Consider the following 16,564-nt stretch of genomic DNA (forward strand, 5'->3'; position numbering starts at 1 on the left):
CATTTATTTATTGGAGGAAAGAAAATGGCTAATGAATTAAAACAAAGATTAGATAAAGGACCTGTAATTTGTGCAGAGGGTTTTTTATTTGAAATTGAAAGAAGAGGCTACATGGCATCAGGAGAGTTTGTGCCAATGGTTTCTTTAGATCATCCTGAAGTACTTGAAAATTTACATAGAGAATTTCAACATGCAGGCTCTGATGTTGTTGAAGCATTTACTTACAATGGACATCGAGAAAAAATGAGAGTAATTGGCAAGGAAGAATTACTTGAACCTTTAAATCGTGCAGCTTTAAAAATAGCAAAAAAAGTTGCATTAGATACACCCAAAGGATCGAAACCAAATTTGATGGCAGGAAATATTTCTAATTCTAACATTTGGAAAGAAAATGACAAACAATCTCAAAAAGAAGTTGAGAGTATGTTTTCTGAAATGATTGGATGGGCAGTAGATGAAGGAGCAGATATACTTATTGGTGAAACTTTTTATTATGCCGAAGAAGCTTTCAAAGCTCTTGAGGTTATGAAAAAAGCAAATCTTCCAACTGTATTAACTATTTCTCCAATGGGTGAAAATGTAATGCGAGATGGAAATTCTGTTGTTGATACTTGTAAAGAATTAGAGCAAAAAGGTGCGGATGTAGTTGGTTTAAATTGTTTTAGAGGACCAGCAACCATGTTTCCTTTTTTAAAAGAAATAAGAAAAGCCGTTAAGTGTCATGTAGGAGCTTTACCTATTCCTTATAGAACTAACGATCAACATCCAACTTTTTTCAATTTACCAGATAGAGATGATTGTTCTTGTCCATCTCCACATGGAAGAACATTTCCAACAGCACTTGATCCACATTTTTGTAACAGATATGAGATTGGAAAATTTGCAAAAGACGCTCATGAACTAGGCATAAACTATCTTGGTGTTTGCTGTGGTGCTAACCCAATGTTGATAAGAGAAGTTGCAGAGTCAATTGGATTAAAAGTTCCTGCAAGTAAGTATAGAGAAAATATGGAAAATCATTTCATGTATGGGAAAAATAAAAGAATTCCAAAACACATGACTGAGTATGGAGATAAAGCTTAAATTAATTTATTTTGGGTAACAGATCTTTTAAATTTTTGATTTGATTTTTGGGCTCATAATCAAGGTTATCAAAAATATTATTATTTCTGTTTACCCAAATAGATTGATAACCATAATTTCCACCACCAGAAACATCCCAAGTGTTAGCACTTAAAAAAGCAACTTCACTTTTTTCAATCTGATATTTTTTTATTGGAATATCGTAAACTTTAGAACTTGGTTTATAAATCCCAACTTCTTCAATAGAAAATATATCATCAAATAAATTATCTAAATCATTACTATTAACTAATTCTTTTAGTAATGAAGGAGTGCCATTAGAAAGAATAGCTAATTTAAATTTTTTTTCTTTTAGGTTTTTTAAAGTTTCAGGAACTTCTTTGTAGGGTGACAGTACTTTATATAAATTAAGTAATTCATCTTTCATAGAAAGATCTATATTAAAAGCTTTCATTGACTTATCTAAACTATCTTCAGTAACTTGCCAAAAATCTTTATGTCTTTCCATTAAACTTCGAAGCCAAGTATATTCTAATTGTGTAGTCCTCCAAAAATTTGCAAAAGCCTCCCATTTGCTACCAATTTTATCCTTACATTTTTCAGCAGCTGAGTTAACATCAAACAGCGTTCCGTAAGCATCAAAAATTATTGCTTTAACATTTTTCATAAACTAACTTAACACAAATGAGCAATATTAGATTATTTTTTTCAAACATATTATCCGCAGATACGACTGATAGATTAGATAAGTCCCAATCACATTATTTGGTTAAAGTTATGCGTATTAAAGAAAGTGAAGTTTTTTCAATATTTAATCAAAATGGAGAATGGGAAGCAAAAGTTTTGAAGATATCCAAAGGTATTGTTGAATTTAAAACAGTTAAACAATTAAGAAAAAAAGAAAGTTCAAAAGAATTGTGGCTAGCATTCTCTCCAATAAAATCAAATTATCAAAATTTTATGATTCAAAAAGCAACAGAATTAGGAGTAACAAAATTCTTACCCATTATTTTTGATAGAACAGTTGTGAGGAAAATTAATAACGAGCGTTTAGAAAAAATAGTTATTGAAGCTAGTGAACAATCAAATCGATTAAATGTGCCTGAAATTGAGAAAGCACAAGATTTAAAAAATTTTTTAAACTCAAATTCAATGGATTTAATTTTTACTGATTTAAATTCAGATAATAAAAAAATTGAAAAATCAAAGTTAACAGATAAGCCTATTTGCATTATAATAGGTCCAGAGGGTGATTTTTCAGAGGCTGAGAGAGAGGAGATTCTCTCTTTTAAAGGTGTTCAGTCTCTTAAAATTAATGAGAATATTTTAAGATCAGAAACAGCAGTGATATCTGCTATTTCGATCATAAATTATGTGATTAATTGATAAATTGTCGCGAAAACTAAAGTGTAATTTTTATAAAAGGGCTTTATATAGCTATTAAAAATGAAAAAAATTTTTTACATATTTTCAGGAACTTTTATATCGCAAAATGCTTTTGCTAATCAGCCTGTTGACTGGCAATTAGGTTTTCAAAAAGCTGCATCAGAGTCTATGAGAGAAATTGTTGCTTTTCATGACAAACTTTTATTACCAATTATTATTGCAATAAGTGTGTTCGTTTTATTTTTAATGCTTTATGCATGTGTAAGATTTAGAGCATCAGCAAATCCAAATCCTTCAAAAAGAACACATAATGTAACTGTGGAAGTTTTATGGACTTTAATTCCATGTTTAATTCTAATAGTCATGGCAGTCCCTTCATTTAAAATTTTATATAAACAAGACACAATACCAAAAGCAGATTTAACAATTAAAGCTATTGGTTATCAGTGGTACTGGGGATATGAGTATCCGGATGAAAATATAATTTTCGACTCTTATATGATTGAGGAAAAAGATTTAGAAGCAAATCAACCAAGATTATTAGCAGTTGATAATGAAGTAGTAGTCCCAGTTGATAAAGTTGTAAAAGTTTTAATCACTGCTAACGATGTTTTACATGCTTGGGCCTTACCATCGTTTGGAGTAAAAAGAGATGCGGTACCTGGTAGAATTAATGAAACATGGTTTAAAGCAGAAAAAGTTGGAACATACTATGGCCAGTGTTCAGAACTATGTGGGATTAAACATGCGTTTATGCCAATAACTGTTAAGGTAGTAAGTGAAGAAGAATACCAAGAATGGTTATCTGAGGCGCGTGTAAAATTTGCAAAAGAAGAAATTGAAAATGATAAACTTAAATTAGCGAGTAAATAAATATGTATACACAAACAGCATCACACGACGATCATCATACACCAACAGGTTGGAAACGTTGGGCGTACTCTACTAATCATAAAGACATTGGTACAATGTACTTAATTTTTGCAATAGTTGCAGGAGTTATAGGCACAGCTTTTTCTGTTTTAATGAGAATGGAATTAATGCATCCTGGCGATGGTATTTTAGGTGGGAATTATCATTTATATAATGTTTTAGTTACTGGCCATGGTTTAATTATGATTTTCTTCATGGTCATGCCTGCCATGATAGGTGGTTTTGGTAATTGGTTTGTACCAATTATGATTGGTGCACCCGATATGGCATTTCCTAGAATGAATAATATTTCTTTCTGGTTATTACCAGTTTCATTAACTTTATTAATCTTATCAATTTTTGCTGATGGCCCTCCAGGTCAAACAGGAGTTGGTGGTGGTTGGACTATTTATCCACCGTTATCATCTAAAGCAGGTCAGCCAGGACCAGCTATGGATTTAGCAATTTTAAGTTTACACTTAGCTGGTGCATCTTCAATTTTGGGAGCAGTTAATTTTATTACAACAATTTTAAACATGAGAACTCCAGGAATGACATTACATAAAATGCCATTGTTTGCTTGGTCGATCTTGGTAACAGCGTTCTTGTTGTTATTGTCATTACCAGTTTTGGCTGGAGCAATTACAATGTTATTAACTGATAGAAATTTTGGAACCGCCTTTTTCGAGGCACAGACCGGAGGAGATCCAGTTTTGTTTCAACATTTGTTTTGGTTCTTTGGTCATCCAGAAGTTTATATTTTAATTTTACCAGGTTTTGGAATGATCAGTCATATTGTATCAACATTTTCTAGAAAACCAGTTTTTGGTTATTTAGGTATGGCATATGCCATGGTAGCAATTGGAATAGTTGGTTTCGTAGTATGGGCTCACCATATGTACACAGTTGGATTAAGTACAGATACTAAGGCTTACTTTTTAGCAGCAACAATGATTATTGCAGTGCCAACAGGAATAAAAATTTTCTCATGGATAGCAACTATGTGGGGTGGATCTATTTCATTCAAAACACCTATGATGTGGGCTCTTGGTTTTATATTCATGTTTACAGTAGGTGGTGTAACAGGTGTTGTGCTAGCAAATGCAGGTGTAGATACTGCAATGCATGATACTTATTATGTTGTCGCTCACTTCCATTATGTGCTTTCATTAGGTGCAGTTTTTGCAATTTTTGCAGGTTTCTATTATTGGTTTTCAAAAATGTCAGGCTACGAATATTCTGAATGGATGGGCCAATTACATTTTTGGTTAACATTTATAGGTGTTAACTTAATTTTCTTCCCTCAACATTTCCTAGGTTTGGCAGGAATGCCAAGAAGATATGCAGATTATCCAGATGCATTTGCTGGATGGAATTATATATCTTCAATAGGTTCTTATGTTGCGGTTGCCGGGTTAGCAGTATTTTTTGCAAATCTTATTTATGCTTTTGCAAAGAAGAAAGCAGCTGAACAAAATCCTTGGGGTGAAGGTGCTACAACTTTAGAATGGACTGTGCCATCTCCACCTAATTTCCATACATTTGAGGAATTGCCAAAGTTTGTTGATGATCAAGAGACAGAAAAATCACACAGCTAAAATAAAAGCTAAAAAAATTGATGGATAGTTCAAAGTTAAAAAAAACAAATTTATCACAAGAAGATTTATTTAATTTCTCTGAGTTATTTAAATTGATGAAGCCAAGAGTTATGTCTTTGGTGATTTTTACATGTGCAGTTGGTTTATTAACTGCACCAAATCTTGTTTCAACAAAAGATGCTATAATTGGAATTTTATTAGTCTCATTAGGCGCTGGAGCCGCTGGAGCATTGAATATGTGGTATGAGTCTGATCTTGATGCTTTAATGACTAGAACTTGTTTAAGACCAATACCAACTGGAAAAGTAAATAAAAATCAGGCTCTTATATTTGGAGTTACTCTATCAATTGTTTCTGTAGTAGCGTTGGATTATTTTACGAATAGAATTTCAGCTGCAATATTACTATTAACAATTTTATTTTATGTTTTTGTTTATACAATTTGGCTGAAAAGAAGAACGCCGCAAAATATTGTTATTGGTGGAGCTGCTGGAGCATTTCCACCTGTGATTGGATGGACAATTGCAACTGGTTCACTTTCAATTGAACCATTAGCTTTCTTCTTAATTATATTTTTTTGGACGCCTTCACATTTTTGGGCTTTAAGTCTGTATAAATCTGATGATTATAAAAGAGCCAATATACCAATGCTTCCCATAACAAATGGAGTTGAGAGCACAAAAATAAATATATTTGTTTATTCATTGTTAATGCTGCCAGTTATAATTTTTCCATATTTAATTGATTTTGTTGGATTAATTTTTTTAATTCCATCACTATTGTTAACTTTTTATTATAATTTTTTATGTTTTGAGCTTTATAATTATAAAAAAAATAAATTTAACTCTAAAAAAGCCAAATCAATATTTGGGTACTCAATATTATATTTATTTTTGGTTTTTGTACTTTTTCTGATAGATAAAATAACATGATTTCGCCAGATAAAAAAACAAAGAGAAAAAATATTTTTACAGCAATAGCAATAATTGCCTTCATGATATTTCTTTTCTTTTTTACATTATATAACACTGGAGTGTTTGATAGGGCTATATGATTGAAAGAAAAAAATTAACTCCACTAGTTTTAGCTGGAATTTTTGTTTTAATGTTAGGCTTGTCTTATGCCGCAGTGCCTTTGTATGATCTTTTTTGTAGGGTTACTGGATTTGGGGGAACTACTCAAGTATCAAATAGTGCTCCAAAAATAGTTTTAGATAAGGTTGTAAGTGTGAGATTTGATACTAATGTAAATAATCTACCGTGGGATTTTAAAGCTAAATCAAATGTTATGGATGTTAAAGTTGGTCAAGTTAACAAAATTGAGTTTGAAGTAACTAATTATAGTAATGAGCCAACAGCTGGAGTAGCAAGCTTCAATGTTTCACCTGCAAGTTTTGGTAAATATTATAGTAAATTGGGGTGTTTTTGTTTTGAAAAACAAGAATTAAAAGCTGGTGAAAAAGCAACTTATGTTATGACTTTTTATTTAGACCCCGAAATGGTCAATGATCCGACTGTGAAAAACCTAGAAGATGTAACTATGTCGTATACTTTTTTCTCGACAGATTACTATAAACAATCATAATCCAAAAAAATGTCAGCTGAAAAAAAACATGATTACCATTTAGTAGATCCAAGCCCCTGGCCAATATATGTTTCATTTGCTTGTTTAGTTCTAGCGATTGGTGCTGTCTCATATATGCATTATGAAATTTCTTGGGGAATGTATCTAGGTTTTGCTTTATTAATTTATGGAGCATATATGTGGTTTAGAGAAGTTGTTATTGAAGCAGAACATCAAGGCCATCATACTCCAGTTGTTCAAATTTCCCACAGATATGGAATGACATTATTTATAGCTTCAGAAGTAATGTTTTTTGTTGCGTGGTTCTGGGCCTATTTTGATGTCAGTCTTTTTCCAAATGAATTTGTTGGTAATGTATGGCCACCAAAAGATATTGAGACTTTTGATCCATGGGATATTCCATTAATCAATACATTAATATTGCTATTATCAGGAACAACGGTTACTTGGTCCCATCATGCTCTTTTAGAAGATGACAGAAAGGGTTTTATTAATGGTTTAATCTTAACAGTGATCCTTGGAGTTTGTTTTACCGCTTTACAAGCTTATGAATATCATCATGCAACATTTACTTTCTCAGATCATATATATGGATCAGTGTTTTATATGGCAACAGGATTTCATGGTTTCCATGTAATTGTTGGTACTATTTTCTTAGCAGTATGTCTATGGCGTGGAAAATTAGGTCACTTCAATAAAGATCATCACTTTGGTTTCGAAGCAGCCGCATGGTATTGGCACTTTGTTGACGTTGTATGGTTATTTTTATTCGCTGCTATATATATTTGGGGAAGTTAATTTGATCCTTGAAACATAAATTTTTATTTTCAGTTTTTGTAATTTTTTTCATTTTAGTTTTTATTTCTTTGGGCTCATGGCAAATCATTCGGTTAAATTGGAAAAATAATCTTATTTTAGAAATTGAATCTTCTATAAAAAAACCTCCAGTTCAATTGTCAGAGACTAATGTAACTAATTTCTTGAAGATAAAAACATCAGGTTCCATAGATTTTGATAAACAAATTTATTTATATAATTTAAATGAAAATGGTACACCAGGTTTTGAAGTTATAAATCCTATAATAATTGATAGTAAAAATTATTTAATTAATAGAGGGTGGATACCTTTTAAAAAAAAAGATTCTAAGGAAATTTATGAGTTTGATGAAAATAATATTATTGGAATACTTAAATCTCAGGGAAGAAAAAATATTTTTAAACCAGATAATGATATCAAAGAAAATTATTGGTTTAGTTTAGACAGAGAAGATATTTTAGAATTTACAGGCAAAAAATTTTCTAATTATATAATATATTTAGATGGCAATTATCAATTTCCAAAACCAAAAAAAATTACTGCTAATATTTCTAATAATCATAAAAAATATGCAATTACATGGTTTTCATTAGCGATTTCAATTCTTTTGTTATATTTATATTTTAGAAGAAAAAATTATTAAATGAATTACATTAGCACTAGAAATAGTTTAAATAACTTCAGTTTTAAAAACGTTTTTATCAAAAGTTTAGCTGATGATGGTGGTTTATATATTCCTAAATCTCTTCATAAATATACCCAAAAAGATTTAAATAGTTTTGAAAATTTGCAATACGCAGATTTAGCAAAAAAAATTATCTATCCATTCATGGGCGATTTTGTGAATGAAAAAGATTTAAGTGATATTATAGATAAATCTTACTCAGTCTTTAGAAAAAAAAATGTTGTAGAGCTTAATAGGGTCGGTGATAGATATGTTCTTGAATTATTTCATGGTCCAACATTGGCTTTTAAAGATGTTGCTATGCAGCTTTTAGGTAATTTTTATGAATATTATTTAAGTAATAAAAATGAAAAAATAAATATAGTTGTAGCAACATCAGGTGATACAGGAGCTGCAGCGATTGATGCTATTAAAGGAAAAAAAAATATAAACATATTTGTACTTCATCCACATAATCGAATTTCTCCTGTTCAGAGAAAATTAATGACAACAGGCAACGAAAAAAATGTATTTAATGTTGCTATAAATGGGAACTTTGATGATTGTCAAAATTTGGTTAAGGCAATGTTTGCTGATAAATCATTTTATAGTTCAATCAATATGTCTGGAGTTAATTCAATAAACTGGGCAAGAATAGTTGCTCAAAGCGTTTATTATTTTTATAGTTTTTTCTTGATTAAGGATAGATCCAAACCAATTAATTTTTCTGTTCCAACTGGAAATTTTGGAGATGTATATGCTGGTTATTTGGCAAAAAAAATGGGTCTACCAATTAATAAGCTAGTGGTAGCAACCAATCAAAATGATATATTGCATAGAGCAATTTCTAAGGGTGAATATACTATTGAAAAAGTTTCTGAGACCATCTCTCCTAGTATGGACATTCAACTAGCCAGTAATTTTGAGAGACTTTTGTATGATGTCAATAATCATGATGATATCAAGACAGCTATGGTCATGAAAGACATTAAAGAAAAAGGAAATTATTTCATTGATAAAAAAAAATTAGAAAAGATAAATGTTGATTTTTTATCTGCAAGAGTTGATGAAGAAGAAGTTATAAAAACTATAAAAAATGTTTACGATAGTCACAAAACAATCTTAGATCCTCATACTGCAATTGGCTATAATGCTTTTGATAAGATTAAATTGAAAGGAAATAATGTGGTACTAGCTACTGCTCATCCATGTAAGTTTCCAGATGCAATAAAAAAGTCAATAGATCAAAACGCCGAGTTACCTAAAGAATTAATGTTTATAATGGATGAGAAAGAAAAATATGATATAATTGATAATAATCTAGATAAAATCAAAAAATATATTAAAGAGAAAATTTAATGAAAATAAAAGAAAATGAAACCTTACCTAATTCAGAAGTTTTTGTACTTGAAAATGGTGAGCCAGTAAAAAAAAATATAGAAAATATTCTAAAAAATAAAAAATCAGTAATTTTTGGATTACCCGGAGCTTATACCTCAGTTTGTTCTGCAAAACACTTACCAGGTTATGTTAACAATAGTGAAAAATACAAACAAAAGGGAGTAGATCAAATTATCTGTATATCTGTTAATGACCCATTCGTTATGAATGCATGGGGCAAAGAAAATAATGTAGGTGATAAAATTATAATGGTGGGAGATCCTTTTTTAAACTTTACTAAAGCGATAGGTGCTGAAGTTGACAAAAGTGGAAGAGGGCTAGGAATTAGATCCAATAGATACACAATGTTAGTAGATAGTTTAAAAGTTATTAAAATTCAGGAAGAAAAAGACACAGGTTCGTGCGAAATTTCAGCTGCAGAAAACTTTTTAGAATTAGTCTAGTCCAGCCGCTTTTTTTGCCAATAAATCAACTTCTTCGTTTAATGGATCTCCTGCATGAGCTTTAACCCAATTCCATTTCACATTTAGACTTTTATTTAAATTATAAAGCTCAATCCAAAGATCTTTATTTTTTACTTCTTCTTTTTTTGAATTTTTCCAATTATTTTTAACCCATGTATTTATCCATTCAGTTATTCCAAGTTTTACATATTGAGAGTCTGTAAAAATATTTATTTCCTCATCAGAATTTATATTTTTTAGAGCGTTTATTGGAGCCATTAATTCCATTCTATTGTTAGTGGTATTTTTTTCATTTCCATTAATTTTTTTAATCTCTCCATTATTATTTATTATAGCCGCCCAACCCCCATTCCCTGGATTTTCTAAACACGAACCATCAGTATAAATTTTAATCATTAATTAAGGTAATCTTTATAGTTGCGTAAATTATTATGTATTAATAACTTTTGGTAATATTCCCTTGGATCCTTAATTTTTATTAATGCTGTTTTAGGAGTATTCGTATAATCATAAAGTCTAGTTAAAAAATATCTCATTGCAGCACCACGACATAAAATATTTAATGAATTTTTTTCTTTAACTGAAAATTTTTTGATACTTTCATATCCTTTAATTAAATTTTTTACCTTTTTTTTATTTAAAATAAATCTATTTTTAGATTTATCAAAACATAATGCATTAACACATATCGCAATTTCATACATAAAATAATCATTAGCAGCAAAATAAAAATCAATAATCCCAGATAGTTTATTATTATTGAAGAAAATATTATCTATAAATAAATCTCCATGAATTATTCCATTGGGTAATTTTTTAGGCCATTTTTTTTTTATATCTTTAAAATTTATTTTTAGAAATTTTTCTATATTTGTGAATTTTTTTGATTTAAATTTAATACTATTTAATAATGGATTTAAGTTTTTTATCCCCATAGAGTTTTTTCTATAAAGTTTAATTTTTTTAGTAGAAGAATGCATTTCAGCAATCATTTTTCCAATGTCATGACAATTTTTGATATTAAGTGTTTTTTTATCTTTTCCTTTAAGAAAAGATACAATACATGCAGTCTTATTTCTTAATTTAAATAAATAATTTCCTTTTTTATTTCTTAATGGCTTTGGACAATTAATTTTTAAGTCATTTAATTGATCCATTAATTTCATAAAAAAGGGTATTTCTTTTTTCGAAACTCTTTTTTCAAAAATAGTCAAAATAAACTTTTCTTTTTTTGACCTGATTAAATAATTTGTATTTTCTATACCTTGTTTGATACCTTTAAACCTAATAAATTTTTTACTATCAAAATTTTTGTTTATATTAAAAAGATCTTTTTTATTTATTTTTGTGTATACAGCCATTTAATTTAATTTTTTTGGAATTTTAAAAACAACGTTTTCTTTTATTGCTTCTACTTCATCTATGCTGACTGTAAATCTTTTTTTTAAGCTATTAATAAAATTATTTACCAAAATTTCTGGAGCAGATGCGCCAGATGAAATTCCAATAGTTTCAGATTTTTCAATTAGCTCATATGGGATTTCACTTTGTGAGTGGATTAATTGAGAATTTAGACATCCAGATTTTTTAGCAACTTCAACAAGTCTAACCGAATTAGATGAATTTCTACTGCCAATAACAAAAAATAAATCACATTTTTTTGCAATATTTTTTACTGCCATTTGTCTATTTGTTGTTGCGTAACAAATGTCTTCCTTCATTGGCTCTTTAATATTTGGAAATCTTTCTTTTAAAATATTTATTATTTCTTTTGTATCATCTACAGATAAAGTTGTTTGCGTTACATAAGAAATTTTATCTAGATTTTTGGCTTTATATTTTTTTGCTTCATCTTCATTTTGAATAAGATCTATAGATCCATTAGGTAATTGACCCATTGTACCAATAACCTCAGGATGATTTTGATGACCTATTAAGATTAAATGATAACCAGCTTTATGGAGATTTTCTGCCTCTCTGTGCACTTTTGAAACTAAAGGGCAAGTGGCATCAACATAAGTCATATTATAATTTTTTGCATCTTCAGGAATTTTTTTTGGGACACCATGAGCAGAAAATATAACTGGTCTTGATCTATCCTCTATTTCTTCAAGTTCCTCAACAAAAATAGCTCCTTTATTTTTTAAATCATCAACTACATATTTATTATGAACTATTTCATGTCTTACATAAACAGGAGCTCCATATTTTTTAATTGATTTTTCTACAATCTCTATAGCTCTTTCAACCCCAGCACAAAAACCTCTCGGCGCAGATAATAAAATTTTAATTTCTTTGTTTTTCATTTTTTTCCAAAAGATATTCCAGCAATATATGTGGAAAGGTTAAGGACGCCAAACCTATAAATATAATTTTTAAAATTGAGGAGTTAAAACTGTAATAATTATTCAAAAAATACAGACCAAATAAAAAGAAAGTGGCAGTAAAAATAGTTAATGGTAAGGCTTTTTTTATGAATAATTTAAATCCTAAATTTAAGTCAGTTTCATTTAATTCAGACATTAAAGTAATACTATGCCTAATTGAATGTAAAAAACAGAAATAGATAGTAAAAGCAATTAATGGAGAAAAATAGTAATTGATAATTAAAATTGAAAAATAATCTAAAAAAATAGTAAATTTTTTAAATTCAAAATTTTTAGTGAATAATATAATATTTGATAGAGTTGCTAAAATAATTCCAAAAAATAAAATTCTGTTCGTTTCAATAAAATTTAGAAATTTATAGAAAAATTCATTATCAATAAGGAGTAATTTAAAGATGGAAACTGTTTCATTAAAATGAAAATACATTGGTGCTAATATTATCAAGGAACCTTTAATTAAAAATAATAGTTGATTAAAGTATGAATTTTCGACTATCAAAAATTGAGTATCTTCTTTACCAAAGTGATATGAAGCTACAATCAAGAAAACCACTAAAGATAACATCGGGATAACTACCCATAGAATTATTATTGTGATAGAAATAAAAATATATACTAAGTAAAAAATATTAGAATTATTAATACCATATATTTGAAAAAGTTTTTTTCCTTTAAGATTATCAAGTGAACCATGAGATATTCCAACACTTAAAATTAATAATAAACAAATTAATGGTGAGATTGTAAAATAATTAATAACAAAAGTTACCAAAGAAAAAATATTACAAAATAAAAAAAATATAAAAGAATGATTTAGATTAATTTTTTTTATTCGATTATTCATTTTTTTTAATAAAATAATGCTTTAATAAAAGTCATTTTTGGCATTCTTAAGATTATACTTAAATCCTCCAAATAATTACTTTTGTTAGATAAAAATTTTATCACGGTCTTAGGTGAAGTTTTAAACATATTGAAGAAAATATCAGGCATTTTTTCTGGATGTTTATTTAGGACACGCAGAAAAATATCATCTAAAAATTGATATTTTTTATTTATTTCAAATCTAGTGGCCGTAGAAATGTTTTCAATATTTTCTCTGATAAATTTGCTGTGTTCTTGAATATTTAAAAAAGTGTATCCAGTGCTTAACCTTGTCATTCCACCAGCAGTCCCAATATTTATTTTATTATTTTCTTTTTCATAAGATGGATAGAAAAGGGGTATTGCACCTTCTTCTTTGTAGGTAATTTCATAGTCTTGAATTTTGAGATGTTTTTCAATGTAATCTTTAATTTGTTGATCATAGTTTTTTTGAGAATTATCATTCATTTTAGATAACCAAGTTGTTTCAACTAAAGCTTTATTTTTTGAGTAAGGAAGTGTGTAAAAAAAATGAACGCTATTCCTTTGTTCACAATCAAAATCCATTAGATTAAAAATTTCCTCATCAAAAAAATTATTTTTTGTCTCAATTTCCACACCACAAAAATGTTGCCAAAGATTTAGATGATTTTTTTTAATATGTGGTACACTGTTAAAAATGAATGAGTTTTTTGGATTAATTTCTTTAATATCTTTAAAGAAAAAAATATTTTTGTTTTCTTTTAATCTATTATTTATTTTTTCATAAAATAATCCACTATCTATGCTTTGGTATGGATAATTTTTACATTCTAGAAAATTAGTTTTACCTGGTATGTTGATTGAAAAATTTTCCCAACTTTTCTTAATACAATCATCAAAGTTATGAGGTGTTACTTTCCAAAAAGACCAGGTTTTATCTTTTTTGTATTCTGATCTAGGTTCAATAATTGCTAAAGTTTTATCTTTTAATTTTTCGTGAATATCTAACTCATATGCAAGTGATAGACCTGCACACCCACCACCAATAATTATATAATTAAATTCTTTCATCTAAATCTACTTCCTGACTAATAATATTATGCTCTTTTGCTCTTTGATGAGGTTCTATTTCTTTTAAATAAACTAATATCAAGTCAAATATAGAAATAATTGTTTGATAAATTTTTTCAAAATTATTTACATAAATTTTGCCTGATTTTTCATAATTTTCCATATTACCTTTTTGTAAGATTTTTCTTCCAATCTGTCTGTAAATTCTCCTCGCAACAATTATTGAAAATTTATATTTAAATGGGATTTTCTGGATAGAACTGAATGAGCTATCATAAAACATTTCTGCGAGTTTTAGGGTTGCTTGAATATTTTCAAAGTCTGGTTTGATATATTCTCTATTCATTTTTTTATCTTCAATTACGTCCCTAGCGATATTTGTTAATTGCATTGCTATACCTAGATCAATTGCTCCTTTTAAAGCTCTTCTATCATTCACATTTAATATTTTTGACATAACCAAACCTACAGATCCCGCAACTCTATAAGAATAAACTAATAAGTCTTTTACTGATCTAATATGAATTTTTTTTTTTAAATCAGAGCCAACACCATCAATCAAGTCTTCAAAAATAATTATTTTTATATTATTGTTTGCTGCAAGATTGATTACTTCGTTTATAATTTTTTCATTTTCATTTAATTCGAGTTCTTCGTTATTTTTTAAATCATAAGATTTTTTGAAAAAATTTTTTATTTTATTGAATTTTTCAATTCTAGAGTCTAAATTTGTTTTTTCATCAGCTACATCATCTAGAATTCTACAAAATGCATAAAGTTTGGCGCAATCTTCATAAACTTTTTTGGGCAAAAAAAACCCTGCCCAATTAAATGATTTAGCAAAAATAGCTAGATAGTTTTTCTTATCCATTAAATTATTTTGTCTAATACTTTTGCTGAGGATAAAACACCAGGTACACCAGCACCAGGGTGCGTTCCAGCTCCAACGAAATATAACCCCTCATAAATCTCAGATTTATTATGAAATCTAAAATAAGCTGATTGAGAAAATTTTGGTTGAATTGAAAAACCAGATCCATATTTTGTATTCAACTCCGTTTCAAAGTAATCAGGCGTCAAATAGAAATCTTCAATAATATTTTCTCTCAGATTAGGCATTAAATCATTTTCCATTTTATCAATTACCAAGTTTTTCATTTTTTTACCTTCGATTTTCCAATCTATTTTTGATTGATTATTAGGCACAGGAACTAACACATAAAAACAATCATTTCCATTAGGTGCCATTGATTTGTCAGTTGCTGAAGGTCTGTGAAGATAATAACTGATGTCATTATTTAATCTTTTATTATTAAATATATCATCAAGATGTTCTTTATATTTGTTACCAAATTTTATTGTATGGTGTTCTATATCATTATATTTTTTTTTTGTTCCAAAGTAATAAACAAACAGACCCATAGAATACTGCATTCTATTTTTTTTCCATTTAAAAAAAAATGAATTTTTACTGTTACCATTTAGCATTTTTTCATAAACAGCAGGTGGATCAGCATTACAAATAACATTTTGAGAATTTATAATACTTTGATCATTTAATTGTATGCCACTTATTTTTCGGTTATTAGTTATGATTTTGGTTACTTCTTTGCCTTTGATAATTTTAATACCAACCTCATTCATTAATTTTTCAAAACCTTTTACAATATTTCCTGTTCCTCCCATTGAATAATGAATTCCCCATTTTTTCTCCAAGTATAAAATTAATCCATAAATAGAGGTTGTGGTGAAGGGATTTCCTCCAACTAATAATGGATGCATACTTAACATTCTTCTTAATTTTTCATTTTTTATGTAAGATGAAACTAATGAATAAACTGATTTATAACTTTTGAGTTTTAAAAGGGCAGGTAGTTGTTGCATCATTACAAACGGTTTATCAAATGGAACATCAGCAAGTTCAGTAAAACCTTTATCAAAAATCTTTTTTGTGAAATTTACTAATTTTTCATAGCCCTTTACATCGTCTTTGTTTATTTCTTCAATTTGTCTTTTCATTTCAATTTCATTACCAGAATAATTAAATCTAGTTTTGTCTTCAAAAACAAATTGATACCAAATTTTTAATGGAGAAATTTTAATGTAATCCTTTGGGTCTTTTTTAAATATTTCAAACAACTCATAAATTAAGTAGGGTGCTGTAATAACTGTTGGACCCCCATCATATATGAATCCATTTTTCTTAAATACTCTAGCTCTTCCCCCAAGATCTGGGTGTTTTTCAATTAAGGTGACATCATGACCTTTTGCTTTTAGGCGCAGTGCGGCAGCTATACCTCCAAAACCAGACCCAATTACAACAGAATTCATTATGATAATTTATAGTTTTT

General features: G+C 28.5%; 18 protein-coding genes. 10 read left to right on the plus strand and 8 right to left on the minus strand.

Features of this window, described 5'->3' with window-relative positions:
• Positions 1-24 precede the first annotated feature (24 nt).
• Positions 25-1,083 (plus strand): homocysteine S-methyltransferase family protein, encoded by a 1,059-nt coding sequence (locus ACTTAV_RS02180; protein ID WP_440669897.1) that lies wholly within the window; start codon positions 25-27, stop codon positions 1,081-1,083.
• A 1-nt stretch (position 1,084) separates the two neighbouring features.
• On the opposite strand, the gene ACTTAV_RS02185 is transcribed toward ACTTAV_RS02180, so the two are convergent.
• Positions 1,085-1,750, minus strand: coding sequence for a haloacid dehalogenase type II (locus ACTTAV_RS02185; protein WP_440669898.1), 666 nt, complete (start codon positions 1,748-1,750; stop codon positions 1,085-1,087).
• A gap of 17 nt (positions 1,751-1,767) precedes the next feature.
• On the opposite strand from ACTTAV_RS02185, the gene ACTTAV_RS02190 reads away from it, so the two are divergent.
• From ACTTAV_RS02190 to ACTTAV_RS02230, 9 genes are all read left to right on the plus strand, one after another.
• Entirely contained in the window at positions 1,768-2,469 is a 702-nt protein-coding gene (locus tag ACTTAV_RS02190; protein WP_440669899.1) for an RsmE family RNA methyltransferase, read from the plus strand.
• Positions 2,470-2,529: 60 nt separating this feature from the next.
• Positions 2,530-3,342: a cytochrome c oxidase subunit II gene (coxB, locus tag ACTTAV_RS02195; protein WP_440669900.1), complete on the plus strand. Its 813-nt coding sequence runs from the start codon at positions 2,530-2,532 to the stop codon at positions 3,340-3,342.
• 2 nt (positions 3,343-3,344) lie between these two features.
• Positions 3,345-4,979 (plus strand): cytochrome c oxidase subunit I, encoded by a 1,635-nt coding sequence (ctaD, locus tag ACTTAV_RS02200; protein ID WP_440669902.1) that lies wholly within the window; start codon positions 3,345-3,347, stop codon positions 4,977-4,979.
• A 20-nt stretch (positions 4,980-4,999) separates the two neighbouring features.
• Complete coding sequence (gene cyoE / locus ACTTAV_RS02205) at positions 5,000-5,911, plus strand: heme o synthase (RefSeq protein ID WP_440669903.1); 912 nt, start codon at positions 5,000-5,002, stop codon at positions 5,909-5,911.
• A gap of 118 nt (positions 5,912-6,029) precedes the next feature.
• Positions 6,030-6,563: a cytochrome c oxidase assembly protein gene (locus ACTTAV_RS02210; protein ID WP_440669904.1), complete on the plus strand. Its 534-nt coding sequence runs from the start codon at positions 6,030-6,032 to the stop codon at positions 6,561-6,563.
• Between the two features lie 9 nt (positions 6,564-6,572).
• Positions 6,573-7,361, plus strand: a complete 789-nt coding sequence (locus ACTTAV_RS02215; protein WP_440669906.1) for a cytochrome c oxidase subunit 3 — start codon at positions 6,573-6,575, stop codon at positions 7,359-7,361.
• An 8-nt stretch (positions 7,362-7,369) separates the two neighbouring features.
• Entirely contained in the window at positions 7,370-8,023 is a 654-nt protein-coding gene (locus ACTTAV_RS02220; protein WP_440669907.1) for an SURF1 family protein, read from the plus strand.
• Positions 8,024-9,403, plus strand: coding sequence for a threonine synthase (thrC, locus tag ACTTAV_RS02225; RefSeq protein ID WP_440669908.1), 1,380 nt, complete (start codon positions 8,024-8,026; stop codon positions 9,401-9,403).
• Positions 9,403-9,888, plus strand: a complete 486-nt coding sequence (locus ACTTAV_RS02230; protein ID WP_440669909.1) for a peroxiredoxin — start codon at positions 9,403-9,405, stop codon at positions 9,886-9,888. The genes thrC and ACTTAV_RS02230 overlap by 1 nt, the downstream gene beginning before the upstream one ends.
• Here the strand turns inward: ACTTAV_RS02230 and rnhA are convergent.
• The 7 genes from rnhA to crtI are packed head-to-tail and all read right to left on the minus strand — an operon-like array spanning position 9,880 to position 16,544.
• The gene (gene rnhA, locus ACTTAV_RS02235; protein ID WP_440669910.1) at positions 9,880-10,305 is read right to left on the minus strand and encodes a ribonuclease HI; all 426 of its coding nucleotides are present in this window, start codon (positions 10,303-10,305) and stop codon (positions 9,880-9,882) included. The two genes, ACTTAV_RS02230 and rnhA, sit on opposite strands and share 9 nt — an antisense overlap.
• Positions 10,305-11,270, minus strand: coding sequence for a homoserine kinase (locus ACTTAV_RS02240; RefSeq protein WP_440669912.1), 966 nt, complete (start codon positions 11,268-11,270; stop codon positions 10,305-10,307). The genes rnhA and ACTTAV_RS02240 overlap by 1 nt, the downstream gene beginning before the upstream one ends.
• Positions 11,271-12,215, minus strand: coding sequence for a 4-hydroxy-3-methylbut-2-enyl diphosphate reductase (gene ispH / locus ACTTAV_RS02245; protein ID WP_440669913.1), 945 nt, complete (start codon positions 12,213-12,215; stop codon positions 11,271-11,273).
• A complete protein-coding gene (locus ACTTAV_RS02250) occupies positions 12,196-13,140 on the minus strand; it encodes a Brp/Blh family beta-carotene 15,15'-dioxygenase (protein WP_440669914.1) in 945 nt (314 codons plus the stop codon). The genes ispH and ACTTAV_RS02250 overlap by 20 nt, the downstream gene beginning before the upstream one ends.
• Before the next feature lie 5 nt (positions 13,141-13,145).
• Positions 13,146-14,213 carry a lycopene cyclase family protein gene (locus tag ACTTAV_RS02255; protein WP_440669915.1) on the minus strand — a complete coding sequence of 356 codons (1,068 nt, stop codon included), beginning with the start codon at positions 14,211-14,213 and terminating at the stop codon, positions 13,146-13,148.
• Positions 14,200-15,084, minus strand: coding sequence for a squalene/phytoene synthase family protein (locus ACTTAV_RS02260; RefSeq protein ID WP_440669917.1), 885 nt, complete (start codon positions 15,082-15,084; stop codon positions 14,200-14,202). Before ACTTAV_RS02260 ends, ACTTAV_RS02255 begins: the two co-directional genes overlap by 14 nt.
• Positions 15,084-16,544, minus strand: coding sequence for a phytoene desaturase family protein (gene crtI / locus ACTTAV_RS02265; protein ID WP_440669919.1), 1,461 nt, complete (start codon positions 16,542-16,544; stop codon positions 15,084-15,086). The genes ACTTAV_RS02260 and crtI overlap by 1 nt, the downstream gene beginning before the upstream one ends.
• Positions 16,545-16,564 lie beyond the last annotated feature (20 nt).

This window comes from Candidatus Pelagibacter sp. HIMB1483, assembly GCF_052048135.1.
In the GTDB taxonomy this organism is placed as follows: Bacteria; Pseudomonadota; Alphaproteobacteria; order Pelagibacterales; family Pelagibacteraceae; genus Pelagibacter.